12 protein-coding genes and 1 pseudogene are annotated in these 15,357 nt (G+C 69.7%); 3 read left to right on the top strand and 10 right to left on the bottom strand.

Features of this window, described 5'->3' with window-relative positions; all coding sequences use genetic code 11:
• Positions 1-19: 19 nt before the first annotated feature.
• The 4 genes from ACZ45E_RS11335 to ACZ45E_RS11320 form a co-directional block, all read right to left on the bottom strand.
• A complete protein-coding gene (locus ACZ45E_RS11335; protein ID WP_468219277.1) occupies positions 20-1,225 on the bottom strand; it encodes an FAD-dependent monooxygenase in 1,206 nt (401 codons plus the stop codon).
• Entirely contained in the window at positions 1,222-2,556 is a 1,335-nt protein-coding gene (locus tag ACZ45E_RS11330) for an MFS transporter (RefSeq protein ID WP_468220034.1), read from the bottom strand. The genes ACZ45E_RS11335 and ACZ45E_RS11330 overlap by 4 nt, the downstream gene beginning before the upstream one ends.
• A 740-nt stretch (positions 2,557-3,296) precedes the next feature.
• Positions 3,297-4,790, bottom strand: coding sequence for a carboxylesterase/lipase family protein (locus tag ACZ45E_RS11325; protein ID WP_468219274.1), 1,494 nt, complete (start codon positions 4,788-4,790; stop codon positions 3,297-3,299).
• 2 nt (positions 4,791-4,792) lie between these two features.
• Entirely contained in the window at positions 4,793-5,725 is a 933-nt protein-coding gene (locus tag ACZ45E_RS11320; RefSeq protein ID WP_468219272.1) for an MBL fold metallo-hydrolase, read from the bottom strand.
• Between the two features lie 492 nt (positions 5,726-6,217).
• Here ACZ45E_RS11320 and ACZ45E_RS11315 point away from each other — a divergent pair, with 492 nt between their 5' ends.
• A complete protein-coding gene (locus ACZ45E_RS11315) occupies positions 6,218-9,157 on the top strand; it encodes a helix-turn-helix transcriptional regulator (protein WP_468219269.1) in 2,940 nt (979 codons plus the stop codon).
• A gap of 188 nt (positions 9,158-9,345) precedes the next feature.
• Here the strand turns inward: ACZ45E_RS11315 and ACZ45E_RS11310 are convergent, their stop codons facing one another.
• Positions 9,346-10,071, bottom strand: coding sequence for an SDR family NAD(P)-dependent oxidoreductase (locus ACZ45E_RS11310; RefSeq protein ID WP_468219267.1), 726 nt, complete (start codon positions 10,069-10,071; stop codon positions 9,346-9,348).
• Positions 10,072-10,163: 92 nt separating this feature from the next.
• On the opposite strand from ACZ45E_RS11310, the pseudogene ACZ45E_RS11305 reads away from it, so the two are divergent.
• Positions 10,164-10,313, top strand: a pseudogene (locus ACZ45E_RS11305) (IS630 family transposase); the annotation flags it as partial.
• Positions 10,314-10,348: 35 nt separating this feature from the next.
• On the opposite strand, the gene uppS reads toward ACZ45E_RS11305, so the two are convergent.
• The 4 genes from uppS to ACZ45E_RS11285 all read right to left on the bottom strand — a co-directional run bounded on the left by uppS (position 10,349) and on the right by ACZ45E_RS11285 (position 14,427).
• The gene (gene uppS / locus ACZ45E_RS11300) at positions 10,349-12,136 is read right to left on the bottom strand and encodes a polyprenyl diphosphate synthase (protein WP_468219266.1); all 1,788 of its coding nucleotides are present in this window, start codon (positions 12,134-12,136) and stop codon (positions 10,349-10,351) included.
• Between the two features lie 99 nt (positions 12,137-12,235).
• Positions 12,236-13,099: an ABC transporter permease gene (locus tag ACZ45E_RS11295; RefSeq protein WP_468219264.1), complete on the bottom strand. Its 864-nt coding sequence runs from the start codon at positions 13,097-13,099 to the stop codon at positions 12,236-12,238.
• Positions 13,096-13,701: an ATP-binding cassette domain-containing protein gene (locus tag ACZ45E_RS11290; RefSeq protein WP_468219261.1), complete on the bottom strand. Its 606-nt coding sequence runs from the start codon at positions 13,699-13,701 to the stop codon at positions 13,096-13,098. The genes ACZ45E_RS11295 and ACZ45E_RS11290 overlap by 4 nt, the downstream gene beginning before the upstream one ends.
• Positions 13,702-14,097: 396 nt before the next feature.
• Positions 14,098-14,427 carry a helix-turn-helix transcriptional regulator gene (locus ACZ45E_RS11285; protein ID WP_468219259.1) on the bottom strand — a complete coding sequence of 110 codons (330 nt, stop codon included), beginning with the start codon at positions 14,425-14,427 and terminating at the stop codon, positions 14,098-14,100.
• A 123-nt stretch (positions 14,428-14,550) separates the two neighbouring features.
• On the opposite strand from ACZ45E_RS11285, the gene ACZ45E_RS11280 reads away from it, so the two are divergent.
• On the top strand, positions 14,551-14,973 hold the full coding sequence (locus ACZ45E_RS11280) for an STAS domain-containing protein (protein WP_468219257.1): 423 nt from the start codon (positions 14,551-14,553) through the stop codon (positions 14,971-14,973).
• Here the strand turns inward: ACZ45E_RS11280 and ACZ45E_RS11275 are convergent.
• Positions 14,955-15,116: a hypothetical protein gene (locus ACZ45E_RS11275; protein WP_468219255.1), complete on the bottom strand. Its 162-nt coding sequence runs from the start codon at positions 15,114-15,116 to the stop codon at positions 14,955-14,957. The genes ACZ45E_RS11280 and ACZ45E_RS11275 overlap by 19 nt on opposite strands.
• Positions 15,117-15,357: the final 241 nt, after the last annotated feature.

The following is a 15,357-nucleotide window of genomic DNA, read 5'->3' as shown; positions in this document are numbered from 1 at the left end:
CGCCGTGCGGGGCACCGCGTCAGCCCATGGGGGTGCGTTCGGGCAGGATCAGTGCCGAGTGAGCGGGTCGTGCTGGTGCGGAGGGCAGGGACACGAGGTCACGCAGCATGGCGTTGCGTCGTTCCAGGGCCCGCGCCGTGGTGGGGAAGAGCCGGGCCGCGCCGTTGTCGACCAGGGCCTGATTCATGGTCACGAACTCCCGCATGCCGTGTTCGTAGGCGGTGAAGGCAGCGGCGTGGTCCTGGTTCGTGGCCAGGGCGTCGGCGAGCATGTAGGCACCGGCCAGGGCAAGGCTCGAACCTTGTCCGGTGAGGAACGAGGGGGCGTACGCGGCGTCACCGACGAGCGCCACGCGGCCGTCGGACCAGTGGGGCATATGTATCTGGCCGGCGGTGTCGAAGAACAGGTCGTCCGCGGCGCGCATGGCGTCGACCATGGCGGGGACCTCCCACCCCGCGTCCGCGAAGGCCGTGGCGACCAGCTCCCGCTGGGCTGCGGGGTTCCGGAGCGCGTCGGACGGCGGCTCCGGGCGGTGGAAGGTCAGGAAGGCGTGCAGCTCGTCGTGGTTCCCGACGGCGTAGAGCGCCGCGGCTCTCCCCGGGCTGTTCCACATCACGACCTCGCGGGAGAGCCCGACGGTGTTCGCCATGGTGAACAGGGCGAAGCAGTAGCCGAGATAGCGGTGGAACTGTCCCTCGGGGCCGAACACCAGGTCCCGGGTACGTGAGTGCATCCCGTCGGCGCCGACCACCAGGTCGAACGTGCGCTGTAGCCCGCTGCGGAACGTGACGTCGACTTCTTCTCCGGACTGGTCGAGGGTGTCGATGGAGTCGTCGAAGAGGAATTCCACGTCGTCGCGGACCAGCGAGTGGAGGATCGCGGTCAGATCCCCCCGACGCACCTCCAGGTCCTGTCCCTCGACACCGCCCGCGACGGCGTGCGGTGCCAGTGAGGCCACTTCACCGCCTTCGGCTTCGAGGAAGGTGCACCGACGCGAGTCGATGTGAGCGTCCCGCAGCCGTGGCAGTATCCCCATCCGGCGGACCACCTCTGTCGCGCTACCGCGAACGTCGATCGGGTAACCACCGCCGCGCAGCGCGCCTGCCTTCTCCACCACGGTGACCGCGTATCCGGACCGGCGTAGCCAGTACGCCAGCGCGGGCCCGGCGATACTGGCCCCGGAGATCAGAACCCTTGTGTTCCTTGTCGAGCAGCCCCTTGTCATGCCTGTACTCCCTTCTTCGTGACGCGGACAAAGAGCAGTGACAACGCGGCGACGAGACCGGCCACGGCGAACCCTGTGACGAAGGCGGACTCCGCCGGCAGACCCGTCGGCGGCTCGGCCCCGGCGTCGAGGATCGCGCCGCCGATCTGGGCGCCCAGGGCGACCCCGATCACGCGCGTCACCACGAGGAGGCTGGTGGCGATGCCGGTGTCCTTGGTCTCGACAGCGGTGGCGGTACCCGCGAGCAACGCCGTCGTGCCGACGCCCGCGGCGAACGCGGTCACCACCTTCGCCAGGACGAGCTGCCATTCCGCGGCGTGCAGCGCCGCCAGGGCGATCAGTGTGGCCGCCGTGACGACGGTGCCCACGAGAACCACGGCACGTGGTCCGAAGCGCCGCGCCGCGACGCCGCCGACCGAATCGCTCACCGCCCCGGCGACGGCGCCGGGCAGCAGGAACAGTCCGATGTCGGTGGCCCCGGCTCCGAAGCCGTACCCGTCGGCCGACACGGCGAACAACTGCGGGAGGAGGAAGAGCACCATCCCGGTGCTGGTGGTGATCACGAAGGTCAGCACACATGCATGCCACATCGCGGGCTTCGCCAACATGCGCAGGTCGACCATCGGCGAGATTGCCCGGCGCTCGACGACGACCCACCCGCTGGCCAGGGCGAACACGACCACCGCGAGGACAGCGACCGCGACCGGCGGCACGCCACCGTCCCGCGTCACCGCCACGAGTCCGACCATGAACGTGAGCAGGGTGCCACTCAGCAGAAGAGTGCCGGGCCAGTCGATCCCGTCGTCCGTGCGGACCGGCGGATCATGCGGCATCAGCCGGGCCACCGCCGCCGTCGTCACGATGATCGCGAGGGTCGGCAGCGCGAACATCCACTGCCAGGACAGTCCCTCCGCGACCGGACCGGCGAACAGCATGCCCACCATGCTGCCGCCCGTGAACAGGGCGACGACCAGCCCGATCGCCGCCTGTGACTTCCCCGCGGAAAGGTGTTTGCGTACCAGGATGAAGGAGAGGGGCAGCGCACCCACCATGACGCCCTGCAATACCTGACCGAGCAGCAGCACCGGAAGGTTCGGGGCCAGGCCGGCCATCAGACCCCCGGCCGAGACCACGGCCATCAGCCAGAGCAGCACCCGCTTCCCGCCGTAGCGATCTCCGAGTTTGCCGGCGACGGGAGTGACGACCGCGCCGGTGACGAGTAACGCGTTGCCGATCAAAGCGGCTTCGCCGGAACTCACCCCCAACTCACCCTGCAGCAGCGGCAGCGCGGGCTCCACCACCGACTGCAAGGTGCCGAGGGCGAGCGCCAGGAGACCGAGAGCGCCGATCGCCGGCCGGCCGAGGCGGATCGGGGAGACGGCCGGCGCCGGAGCACCCAGCCGTGGACCACGTACGGGACGGCGCCGCCGGAACGCCAACCGTCCGATTCGGTAGGGAGAAGTTGTCACCTGATGATCACTCCAGACACCACTGAGGAGAAGGGATGCGCGAGCTCCCACGCGCCTCCCACGTTTCCCTGCGGTGCCCCCGGCGGGCATCGTCCCGCGCACCCGTCTTGACCTGGTGCAAGCGGACCGGTCACTCACCGGTCCTGGTGCCTACGCACTACGCGCCCACCCGGACCGAGAGGGTGAGCACGGCGGCCACGCAGAGGCTCGTCACGCGCCGCGGGCGCCCGGTGAACCTCGGGTGGCGCCCCGTCAAGGCCCGGCAGGAGCACCGCAGTACCGGCGCCGGCCGGGACGGCGCCGTTGTGACACCGAAGGCGGCGACTCCTGTTTGACCGGACGCTGCCTCCGTCTTACTCCCGAATGCGTATGGAGGAAGCATCCGTTTCGTTGTGCGGATCTCGGCGGACAGGAGGGCGCATGAACGCCGGTGAACAGCGCGGGCGTGAGCCCCGTAGTAGGGCGGTATCGGGCCCTTGTGGATGTTCTGGGACAGCGGGGCTGCCGGAGTGGGGGCGTTCTCGGTGGTGATGGCGGATCTTGTCATGGGTGTCGTGGGGTGTCTTTGACGGAAGGGCGCACGGAGCGATCTGAGTGAGGGGTCAGGTCCAGGCCTGTCGTTCCTGGCCGCGAGGGTCCTCGACCTGGGTCCACTCGGCGTCGATGTGCATCGTGGCCCGGCGTGTGGTGTCGTACTGCTCCCAGCCGGGGCTGCCGGTCCTGGCGAAGCGGATCCAGGCCTCGTGCGTGCGGGCGGCGAGGTCCGCGGGCGGCTTGTCGGGGCCGAGCAGGGCGCCCTCGCCCGCCAGCTCCGGAAGCTCCGCATTGTCGAAGACGAAGGGGAGCTCCATCGTGTGCGTGGCGCCGAGGTCTCCGCCAAGGGCCCGGGAGCGCCAGGCGAACTCATAGCTGAACGTGGCGGACTGGCGGTGGGCGGCATGTGCGTCGGCCAGGGCCCGGCTGCCCGCCCCGAACAGCGCGTCGCCCATGATGGCCGACCGCAACTCACCGAAGGACGCCCCGGGGCGGGTGTCGCGGTACGTATCCACGAGCTGCGCGGGCTTGGGGTGTGAGCGCGCCGCCGTATCGTTGACATCGTCGGCGGTCGAGGTGGCGTACTTGTCCACCGGGACCAGGTAGAGGTTCCCCTCCTCGGTGTTGATCCCGACGAGCAGGTCGACATCGGCGCTCAGGCCGGCGCCGACGGACACCGCAGGCTGTGTGTCGAGCACCAGGCTGAAAGGGCTGAGGCCGATCAGCGGATCGTGGTGCGTCTGGGTCCGCAGGTCGATGCCCGCGAGCCGGGAGGCGGCTTCCACCAGGCGCTCGTCGGAGATGTCCGCGAAGGCGTCGGTGTGCGGCTCGATGCCCAGTTCCTCGGCCGCGGCCTTGGTGACACGGGCGGCCTGCTCGGAGGTGAACGCACCCAGACCGCTGCCGCTCTGCACGATCGCCCGGCGGAACAGGCCCGCGGCCTCAGGGGTGGCGAGGACGCCTCCGACTATGGTCGCCCCGGCCGACTGGCCGAAGAGGGTGACCTTGTCCGGGTCACCACCGAAGGCGGCGATGTTCTCCCGCACCCAACGCAGCGCCGCGACGACATCGAGCAGGCCCCGATTGGCGGGCGCCCCGGGGATGTCGAGAAACCCGGCGATGCCCAGCCGGTAGTTGAGTGTGACCAGGACGACGCCGTCGCGGGCGAAGGCGGAACCGTCGTACAGCGCGGACCGCGTCGACCCGGCCACGAACCCGCCACCGTGCACGAACACCATCACGGGCAGACCGCTGTCCGCGGCGGCGGGCTGGAAGACGTTGACGGTGAGGTAGTCCTCGCCACGGCTCCAACCGGCGCCGAAGTAGGGGGCCATGTCGATGTTGCCGAGCTTCCGCTCGGACTGCGGGGCGTTGGGGCCGGGCACGGTGGCGCCCCGTACACCGTCCCAGGGCTCGTGCGGCTGCGGCGGGGCGAACCGGTCTGCGCCCGTCGGGGGAGCGGCGTAGGGGATGTTCAGGAAGGCGGCGGTGCCGTCGTCCTGGCGGAGACCGCGGACGGCTCCCTGTGCGGTGGTGGCGACGGGATCTGGTTGGTGGCTCACAGCTATGCCTTTCCGGGAGCGTCAGCCTGTTCGGAGTAGGGGGCGAAGGGCGCCCAGCCCTTGATGTCGAACGTGTTGCCATGACGCGCGATTTCGGCGGCACCGTGACCACCCAGGTGCGCGGGGATCAGGAGCGCGTTGTTGTCGGCCGCCCAGCCCAGCACCTTGCGGCGGGTGGCGCGGGCGCCCGCGGGGTCCTCGCAGAAGCAGCTGTTGGCGTCCGGCTCGACGATCTGCACCGGGCTGTGCAGCAGGTCACCGACGAACACCGCGCGGTCCGTCCCGGAGTTGAGGGTCAGCACGGAGGAGCCGGGGGTGTGTCCGGGAGCCGTGTCCAGGCGCAGGTCGGCGTCGATCTGGTGGCTGTTCTCCCACAGCAGCGTCTGGCCGGCCTGGTGCACCGGGGCCACGCTGTCCTCGAAGACGTTCTGGTTGCCGCGGCCGGGCAGCGGCTGGTGTCCGTTTGCCGGGTTCCAGAAGTCGAAGTCGTCCTTCGGCATCAGATAGGTGGCGTTGGGAAAGGTGGGGACCCAACTTCGCCCGTCCAGGTACGTGTTCCAGCCGACGTGATCGACGTGGAGATGCGTGTTGATCACGATGTCCACGTCCTCGGGCTGGACGCCTGCCCGGGCGAGGTTGGCCAGGAAGTCAGTCTCCAGGTGGCTCCAGACCGGCGCGTACGGCCGCTCCTTGTGGTTACCCACACCGGTGTCGACGAGGATGGTCTTGCCTCCGCTGCGCAGCAGCCAGGTCTGGATCGCGGAATTCACGGTGTTGGTCTCGGAGTCCAGGAAATGCGGAGCTAGCCAGTGGACGCCGTCCTTCCAGACTTCCTGCGAGCTTTCCGGGAAGAAGGTGTGGGGCTCCATTTCGACGGACCCGAAGTATTCCCGGACGCGGGTGATGGAGACATTGCCGAGCGTGATCTGGTCCATGCGATTTCCTTGGTATTCGGAAGGTTTACCCAACCGTACGAGCGGCTCCGGCAGGCTCGGTATCCGTCACGTGACTGCACCGGTGCGCACGCCTCTGAGCACGGGTCGTTTCCTCCTGTAGGCCAGGTGAAAAACAAGGCAGCCTGCAGATCAGCGAAATGCGAGAATGTGCGGTCACTCCGTGTTGCTTTCCGGCGGGTGTCAGACGGCTTGGGCGCCTCTGCGCTGGTCCTGCGTGCCGTGTGCCGTGTGCCGTGTGCCGTGTGCGAGGAGAATCCCGGTCGATGGCCGGTGACGCGGATCAGCGGGGCCACGGTCTCGTGCGCACGGTCGGCTGCGGCACCGACAGCCGGGGTATGCGTCACGTGACTGCATCGGCGCCCCGGACGACGACTACGCTCTGGGTGCTCCGAGCGGGTTTGATACCGCTGCGGGCGCTGCCGCGCTACCCCACGCTAGTGTCTGGGGGTGTCTCGATTCCTTGGAGCATCCGTGGAAAACGATGGACGGGCTCATGGGGACCAGCGCTCGACGCGGAATTCCGGTCCGACGGTGGTGGGCCGGGAAAGCGAGACCGCAGAAATCCTTCGGCGTGTGGGCGCTGACCGGTCCCACAGCGACGTCTTGATCGTCACGGGTGATCCCGGTGCCGGAAAGAGCACGCTGCTCGACCTCGCGGCCGATCGCGCACGGGGTGCGGGTGGCCGAGTGCTGCGGGCGGTGGGGAGCGAATCCGAGGCGCACCTCGGATTCGCCGGTCTTCATCAGATGCTGCGCCCGGTACTCGGTGAAGCGGAGGGCCTGCCGTCGCGGCAGCGCTCCGCGCTCCGTGCCGTCCTGGGGCTCGAAGAGTGTGCGGAGACTCCCGACGCGATGCTCGTCGGTCTGGCGGTCCTGACCTTGTTGTCGGACCTGGCGGAAACCGCCCCGCTGGTGGTGGTGGTGGTCGACGACGCCCAGTGGATCGACCGTGGATCACTGGACGTTCTCTCCTTCGTGGCACGACGCGTGGACAGCGAGCCCGTCACACTGCTGGTCGGAGTCCGCACCGCGGACGCGCTGCCCGGCTTCGACAAGGGATACGAGCGCATCGAACTCGGCCCGCTGGACGCCGGGGCGGCCAACCGGCTGCTGGACCGGCAGCCGACGCCGCCCACGGGCCGAACCCGGGTGCGGATCATCGAGGAGGCGGCCGGCAACCCGCTGGCCCTGGTGGAACTGGCCCACGCCACCGCGATCCGGCCTCCCGAAGGCAGCGGCGTGGAGGGCCCGTTGCCGGTCACCGACCGACTGGAGCGGATCTTCGCGGGGCACGCGGCAGAGCTGCCGGAACCGACCCGCCGCAACCTGCTGCTGCTCGCGGCCGCCGGCGCGGCGGACGCTCCGGCGGCGGCCGTGGGACTTCCCGAGGCGGACGACGAGGCATGGGTACCCGCGGACCGGGCCGGCCTCGTACGCCAGGACGGATCCGGGATCTCCTTCCGTCACCCGCTCGTCCGCTCCGCCGTCTACCATGCCGCGTCGTTCGAGGAACGCCGCCGGGCCCACCTCGCTCTCGCGGAGTTGCTGCGCGAGGAGCCCGACCGCCGAGCCTGGCACCTCGCCGCCGCGACCGTACGCCCCGACCAGGACGTGTCGGCCGCCCTGCAGCAGACGGCCGACCGGGCCCGGCGCCGGGGCGGCTTCGCGGCCGCTGCCGCGGCCCAGGAGCGCGCCGCGGAACTCAGCCCGCGCCGCGAGGACCGGGCGCGTCTTCTGACCGAAGCCGCTGCCACCGCCGTCTTCACCGGTCAACTCGGCTGGGTGGAACACCTGGCCGCCGCAGTCCGCGAGTGCACCGACGACCAGACACTGCTGGGCAGGGCCGCGCTGGCCACCGGACAGCTCATGTCTTTGGGCCCCCGTCACACAGCAGCCTTCGCGCTGCTCATGCGTGTTGCCGACGAGGCGGCGGACGCCCGGTCGCCCCTCGTTCTCGACGCGCTGGCCGCGGCGGCGGTGGTCCGTTACTACTCGGGCGAGGAGTCCCAACAGCGACAGATCCAGAGCGTGCTCTCCCGCATGCCCGACGATGCCGCCGGAGCGGCGCTGCGCGCCTGGGTCCTGGCCGTCTCCGACCCCAGCAGCGCGGGAGCCTTCCTCACACCTGCCCTGCCCGGGCTCATCGCCGAGGCCAAGGGCGACGCCAGTAGCCTGACCGCGCTGGCCATCGTCGCCTGGCTGCTCGACCAGACCACCCTTGCCGCCAGGACCTTCGACGAGGCGTTCGATCAGTGGCAGGCCCGTGGACGGCTCCCGGACGGACTGGGATGCGCGGCCGGCTGGACCCGCCTGGAGCAGGGCCGATGGGCCGAGGCCCGCTCGGTGGCGGCTGACATCGCGGCCATGGCATCGTCGGCCGGACTCGACCACGCCGAGGCGTGCGCTCATGCACTCGACGCCACGGTGGCCGGCCTGCTCGGCGACCCGGCCACCGCACGCCGGCTCGCCGAACGAGCCCTGGCTCTCGTCGACCCACTGGAGAGCCGCTCCGTCACGGTCTTCGCGCGTCGAGCCCTGGGGATGGCGGCCGTGGCCGAAGGCGACTACGACACCGCGTACACACAGTTCCGCTCCGCGTTCACCGACGACGGCGATCCGGTCCACTACCACGTCTCCTACACCCTCCTGGCCGAACTGGCGGCGGCGGCCGTCCGCCGAGGACGACAGGGGCACGCCGCAGAGCTACTGGAACGGTCGGCGCGGCGCCTCGGTACAGGCATGTCGGCACGGGTGAGCACACTGATCGACCGGGGCCGCGCCCTGCTGGCGGATGCCGAGCACGCGGAACCGTTCTTCCGGGCAGCGCTCAAGGAACCCGCAGGTGAGCAGTGGCCGTTCGAACGGGCGCAGACACAGCTCGACTACGGGGAATGGCTCCGACGGCAGCGCCGTATCGCCGAGGCACGTCCGCTGCTGAGCGCCGCCCTGGAAACTTTCCAGCGGCTGGGCGCGCGGCCGTGGGTCGAGCGGGCACAGGCAGAACTGCGCGCCGCCGGCATCGAGGCCGGCGACGTCGTACCCAGTGCCTTCGCCGAACTCAGCCCCCAGCAGCAGCAGATCGCCCAGCTGGCATCCCGCGGCCTGACGAATCGTGAGATCGGGGAAAAACTGTTCCTCTCACCGCGCACGGTCGGTTCACACCTCTACCGGGTGTTCCCCAAGCTGGGCATCACCGCCCGCTCACAACTCCGCGACGTGGTCGAAGGCACCACACCCAACTCGGGCTCACCCGCGAAGCCGCCGCCGATCTCCGCCGACCCTGGGAGAAGCAGACCGAGCCCGCCCGCCTCACCCGGCCCGTGCCCGCCGGGGGTTTTTGAACCTCCGCCCGCACCTGCCCCGCACCGAAACCCTGATCCCCAGTCTCCGGACGCCGGCGACGTCGGCTGATGTGGCGCCGGGCCCCGTGGCCGGTCAGTTCATCCCCGGGCCTTGCCGCTCGGACGGCGCTGCGAACGGTGGGCCTGGCAATCTCCCGGGCCGTGGGGCGCGTGACTTGGCCGAGCGGCAGACCGGCGCCCACGGCACCGGTTCCCGAACTCAGGCACCTGACAAGAACCCGCGAAGCTGTCAGCGGCTCAGGACTCGACGAACTTGTCCGCCAGGCCCCGTTCCAGGTAGTCGTCCGGCAGGTCCTGGACGACCAGCTCGGCTTCGGTGCGTTCGGTGTGCAGCCGCCAGTAGGCGTCGGCCATCGTCTGAGGCTGGGAGTCGTGGCCGCCCTGGCCGATGAAGGCGGCGATCGCCACGTGCGCGGCGTAGACGCCGGTACCGGAAAGCGCCGCGTGCAGGTTGAGGATCCAGTTGCGCATCCCACCGGTGGCGATCTGGACGTTCGCCACGTGCGGGGCGATCACCGGGCCCGACCCCGCGCCACTGCTGACCAGGACCGTTCCCGTGCCGCGCTCCAGCATGCCGGGCAGGACGTGCTGCACCGCCGCGACACCGCCGAGCAGGTAGAGATCCAGCTGGGCCAGAACCGAGTCGACGGTGACCTTCGTGGCCTCGACGAGCGGCGCGCGGCGCAGGTCTGCCGGGGAGGGCGCGGGCGAGTACTCGAGTACGTCGATCGGCCCCAGCCGCTCCTCGGCGGCGGTCAGCGCCGCGTGCAGAGCGGGACGATCGGTGACGTCGGCGGGGAACACCCCGACCTGGACGCCCGTGTCGGACAGATCGTCGGCCACCGCCTGGAGCGTCGTACGGTTGCGGGCGATCAACGCCACGTCGAACCCCTCGACGGCGAACCGCCGACCGATCGCGCGCCCCAGTTGCGGACCTGCGCCGACGATCGCAATCGTGCTCAATTCGCCACCCCGTTCCCTTTGTTCCGACATTCCGATGTACGCCGAAACAATAGTAGGAAGGGTGTGTTCACGGCGGCTCGGACCGGTGTGAGTCTCTGCACCGCAAGCACCGGGCAGCGGAGTTCAAGAAGTTCCTCATCAAGATCCGCCTGCAGGTTCACTTGATCTGCGACAACTACGGCACCCACAAGACGCCGGCCATCGAGGCATGGCTGGCCGCCGAACACCTGCGGTTCCCGCTTCTGCCGACGGATCTCCGGCGCAGGCCGCTAGTTGCTCATCGTGCGCGATGCCGGGATTCAGGGTGGGTGTGAGGGGGCGAAGGGTGACTTCCGGGGGAGGTGAGGGGGGTGGGGACAGCGCCGTGGCGACGTTGGCGTCGGCTGTACTCGGTGATGGCCTGCCACAGGTCACGTCGGTCGTTGTCGGGCCAGTAGCCGGGGGTGAAGTACAGCTCTGCGTAGGCGGCGTGCCACGGAAGGAAGTTGGAGGTGCGCTGTTCGTTGCCGGTGCGCCACAGCAGGTCCACGTCCGGCATGTCGGGGTGGGGCAGATGGCGGGCGAAATCGTCCTCGCCGAGGAGGTGGGGATCCACTTCACCTTCTCGGGCTGCCTGGGCGAGCGCTGCGGCGGTCCGGGTGATCTCGTCGCGGCCGCCGTAGTTGATGCAGGTAGTAAGTGTCAGTCCGGTGCGGGCGCGGGTGCGGTGCTCTTCGCGCCTGAGGGAGTGGACCAGGTCCTGGGGAAGTTTGTCGGGACGGCCGGACCAGCGCTGGCGCACGTCCATGTCACGGAGGGGACCCTCGTCGAGTTCGCGTTGGGTTGCCTCCAGAATCGTGGTGATCTCCTCTGTGTCGCGCTTCCAGTTCTCGGTGGAGAACATGTAGACGGTCAGATGGCGCAGGCCGATTTCCAGGGCCCCGTAAACCATCTCGTACACGGCGGCGATGCCGGCGCGGTGGCCTTCATGGCGGGGCAGGCCGCGCTGCTCTGCCCAGCGGCCGTTGCCGTCCATGATGACCGCCACATGGGAGGGCATCTGGTCGGCGGCGATCTGCGGGGCCTGAATGCCGTCGGGGTGTGACGGCGGGGGCCGGAGCTCCGTGCCGTCATCCGCCGGGCTCGGATCGCTCGTGTCCGCCGCAGGGGGCCGGGGGGTTGGCACGGTCAGAGGGGTCAGGCTCCAGGCCAGGGCTGCGCGGAGGCGGGCGGGGGCCAGCACGCGGCTGCGGGCCACGACGGAGGGGCGCTGGGCGCGCTTCAGCAGGGCCGGGCCGGCCGCGTCGACGGCATCGAGCTGGGCGCGCATCAGGCAGGCGGCCGTGTTGAGCACGGTGGCGGCACCCGGGTGCATGCCGCTGGTCATCACGGGCCTGGTCACCCACCGGCGGGCCAGGGCCGTCATGTCGCTGATCAAAGCCGCGGCAGCGGGACTCCAGCGTCCCTGTCGCAGGTCGTCTTCCGCGCCGGGAAAGGCGTCCAGGGCCTCTTGCGGCAGGAGCAGGAGCCCTTGGGCGAGGTCGGCGCTCAGGTCGGTGAGAAGGTCGGTGAGCTGCGCGCCATCGATGAACCGCTTGTAGTCCTGTTGCCGGTCCAGCCTGAGCGTCATCGGCGCTCCAGCCTGTTCGAACAGGTGCCGTACTTGGTCGACCCAGGGCACCAGTGCCTCGCACCAGGCACGCCACTCGGCCCAGTCGACGAAACGACGGTCGCGGACGTCGTGGACTGTGCGGGCCACGGCGCCTTGCAGGCTGGACAGGTCCAGGTGCCATCGCAGTGCGGTGTCCACCAGGGCGTGGCGGACCGGATCCGTGCTGGTGCCGGTCGCCAGGTCGCGTTGCAGGGCTCGGGTCCACGCTTGAACGCGGGCCACACGTTCGGCCTGTTCCATCTCTTGCTGGTCGGCGAGGTCGTCCAGGACGCTCGCTGCTGTCCACAAGGCCCAGCAGGGCGGGCGCAGCACGGCCGGCATCAGCTGGATGAGGGCGTAGATCCCGGGATCGTGCAGGCGTGTGGTGCGCCGGCACAGCCGGTACGCCGCACGCAGGGCGGGGTCCTCGTCCATCGGTGGACGGGCGGCGACTCGACTCCGTCGCGCGTGCGTGGCCGTGTCGAGGGGGGCGGGGGTGGGCTGGAATTTTGCACGCATCTCGCGGCGTGGACCTCAGAGTGCTTTCGTGTCGGGCGCCGAGGGCTCGGCAGTTGGGCGCGGCGCGGGAAGGGAGGAAGCGCCGCCACCCCGCACAGGCTCGGGGAACTGGGCGTTGACGTGCAGGGCGCTGCGGGTGCTGCGGCGGAAGCCGATCAGGGCGATCAGGGCCGCTCCCGCGAACCAGGTGAGCTGGACGGCCAGATGACGCGGTACCGGAGTGGTGGAGAAACCGGCGGCCGTGCTGGCCTGCATGGCTCCGTAGGAGGGCAGGTAGCGCATGACCGGGTTGTCGGCCCCAGCACTCATGACCGGGTTCTGCAGCGCGAGGTCGACGATGCTGGTCATCACGATGGCGAACATGCCCTCGACCTCCCGGCGCAGCACCGAGCCGAAGCCGACACCGAGGGCCCCGTAGGTGAGTCCCGCACTGAACAGCGCGGCGGCGAGCAGCAGAGGCTGCCTGGGTGTCCACGCCAGGCACGTGACCGCGGTGGCGTAGGCGGCGACCGCAGCCGAGATCAGCGCCAGTGCGGTGACCTTGGCCAGGACGAGGTGGGCCCGGGGATAGCCGGCCATCGCCAGTCGGCGGTCGAAGCGGCTGCCGGAGAAGGTGGCGGCGAACATCATGAAACCGGTGATCAGGGTGACCGCGTTGAGCGCGCCGCTGATCTCCGTCAGTTCGTTGCCATGGGGCGCCAGCGTTTCCCCGGTGGCGTGCAGCCGCATGTGCGCCGGGGTGTCGGGCATCGCCAGATAGGCCAGAGTCGTCCACAGGGGAACGAACAGGATCACGAGGACCATGGCGAACCGGTTGCGGCCGTGCTCAGTCAGCGCGAATCCGGTGGCGAGAGCGAACCGGGTCAAGTGAAACCTCACGCGGCCACCGCCCGGTCGGGGCGGAGCACTCCGCCACCCAGACGCCACAACTCGTCCAGGCGCTCGGTGTCGTACGCCAGGTGGGAGACGACCAGGACAGAGCGTCCCGCATCGCGCAGTCGCACGGCGAGATCCCAGAACCGCTGGTAGGTGTCCCAGTCGAACCCCTGATACGGCTCGTCCAGCAGAAGGACCTGCGGATCGTGCATCAGCGACAGCGTCACGTTCAGCTTCTGCCGCGTCCCACCGCTGAGCACCCCGGCCCGCTCATCGGCGTAACCGGCGAACCCCAGCACGTCCATGAGCTCCTCGGCATACCGCAGATCCGCCAGGCGGTAGGCCCTCTGGAAGAACCTCAAGTGCTGCCGGACGGTCAGCGCGTCGTTGAGGACCATGTGCTGCGGGCAGTAACCGAACCGGCCCCCATGACGGACCACGCCCCGCGCGGGCCGCAACTCACCGGAAAGGATCTTCAGCAGAGTTGACTTGCCGGCACCGTTCTCCCCGACGATCCCGCACAATCTCCCTGCCCCGAGCCGCAGGCCGACGCCACGCAGGACCACACGCCGCCCGTAGGCATGGTGAACAGCCTCGACCTCCACGCCCACACTCCCCAACACGCGAACCGACCCCATGTACAAGCCACAACGATCACGGTGCCGGTATGACACGGACGGACCACGACCTAGATGTATCGATCACGAGCGTTGTTGACACTCGGCAGGTCGCGCACATGACGAAGACCTCCGGTGTGGCGGAAGCCGTCCAGGAACTCACCGCACGGAGGGCCTTCGTGTCCCACTCCGCGGAGCGTGGCACCGCTCTGCGGGCCGAGAGCCGCAGGTTGCTGCTCGCCGCGCGTGATGCCCTCGGCCTGTCGGCAGCACGGGCGCCCGTCGACCGGATACTTCAGCAGACCGTGCGCGGACCGCACGCCTCCTGGCCGGTCGGGGATTGCGCTTCGTCTCCTGTTGCAGTGGCACGGGGTCGCAGCGGGGTCAGGCGTGGTCGAGCAGTTGCGTGCGGTCGGCTTCGTCCCTGACGAGGACGGACAGCAGGGAGGCGACGGGGACGTCGGCCTCGGCGGGATGGCGCAGGACCTTGGAGGGGTCGATGGCGTAGAGGTTCTGGCGGCCCTCGCGGACGTGAGAGAGGTAGCCGGCCTCTTCCAGGTCGGTGATGATCCGCTGCACCGCGCGTTCGGTGAGCCTGCAGTGCACGGCCAGATCCCGGATACGTACGTGGCGGTTGTCGGCGATGGCCGCCAGGACCCGTGCGTGGTTGGTCAGAAAGGTCCATCCGGTGTGCGATTCGCTGTGTGCCTGCATCCAGCCAGTTTACGAAACTGGATTCGACGCAGGAAACACGAAACTCATTTCATGTAACCGTTGACGTGAAGTACGCTTCCGGCGATTCTAGATGCCAGCGGACGCCGAACCTGGGGAGTGGCTGTGCCGGAACCCGCAAACTGCGCCGCTCCGCCCGGACCGCGCGCCACCGTCGATCTGCCGCACTCCGCGGCGAGAACGCGCGTCGAGGTGCTCGCGCAAGGAACGCTCAGCGGCGTTGCGGTATACGGCGATGCGGACCTGGAGGCCGCACCCCGCTTCGAGCACGACCTGCGATCCGCCCTCACCGACTCCGCCGAAGGGCTCGAGCTCGACCTGCAGTCCCTGCGCTTTTGCGACTGCGCGGGCCTGGGAGTGCTGTTGCGCGTGCGTCAGAGCGCCCTGGCCGCGGGCAAGACCGTGACCATCCGCTCGGCCAGCCCGCTCGTCGCACGCCTGCTGCACCTGACCTGTACGCACGCCCTGTTCGACGCCTCCGGCACCGCTTACGCGGCCCCGGCCGCACCTCAGTCATCCATGCAATAGGCACTGCTCGGTGCCCGCAGGCCGGTCCTGTCCGTCGGGAGCGTTCCTCTGGTGACGGAGACGGAGGCGGAGGCGGAGGCGGTGGCGTGGATGGTGAAGACCTGTTCGAGGCCGGTCGCCGTAGCCGCATCTGGCACGGTCATCCACAACTCGCCCCGTTTCGGCTGCGTCTCGCGCCCGGGCGGGCGTCCACGGTGACGACGGCGAGCGTATGCCCGCTGCGCTCCGGCCCCACCCGATCTGGCTGTGTCGTCTCAGCCGGACGGGTAGGGCCGGGTGCGCGATCAACGGTCAGAGCGAGGTGATCTCCAGCGTCACCGCGCTGTAGATGCTCGAGACGGTGCCCAGGCCAAGAGTGCATTGCAGTACCTGAGTCGCCGGCCC

The sequence above is a fragment of the Streptomyces sp. NPDC030991 genome, assembly GCF_055571235.1.
The sequence above is the reverse complement of the archived record's forward strand: the minus strand, read 5'-3'. Positions and strand labels throughout refer to the sequence as shown.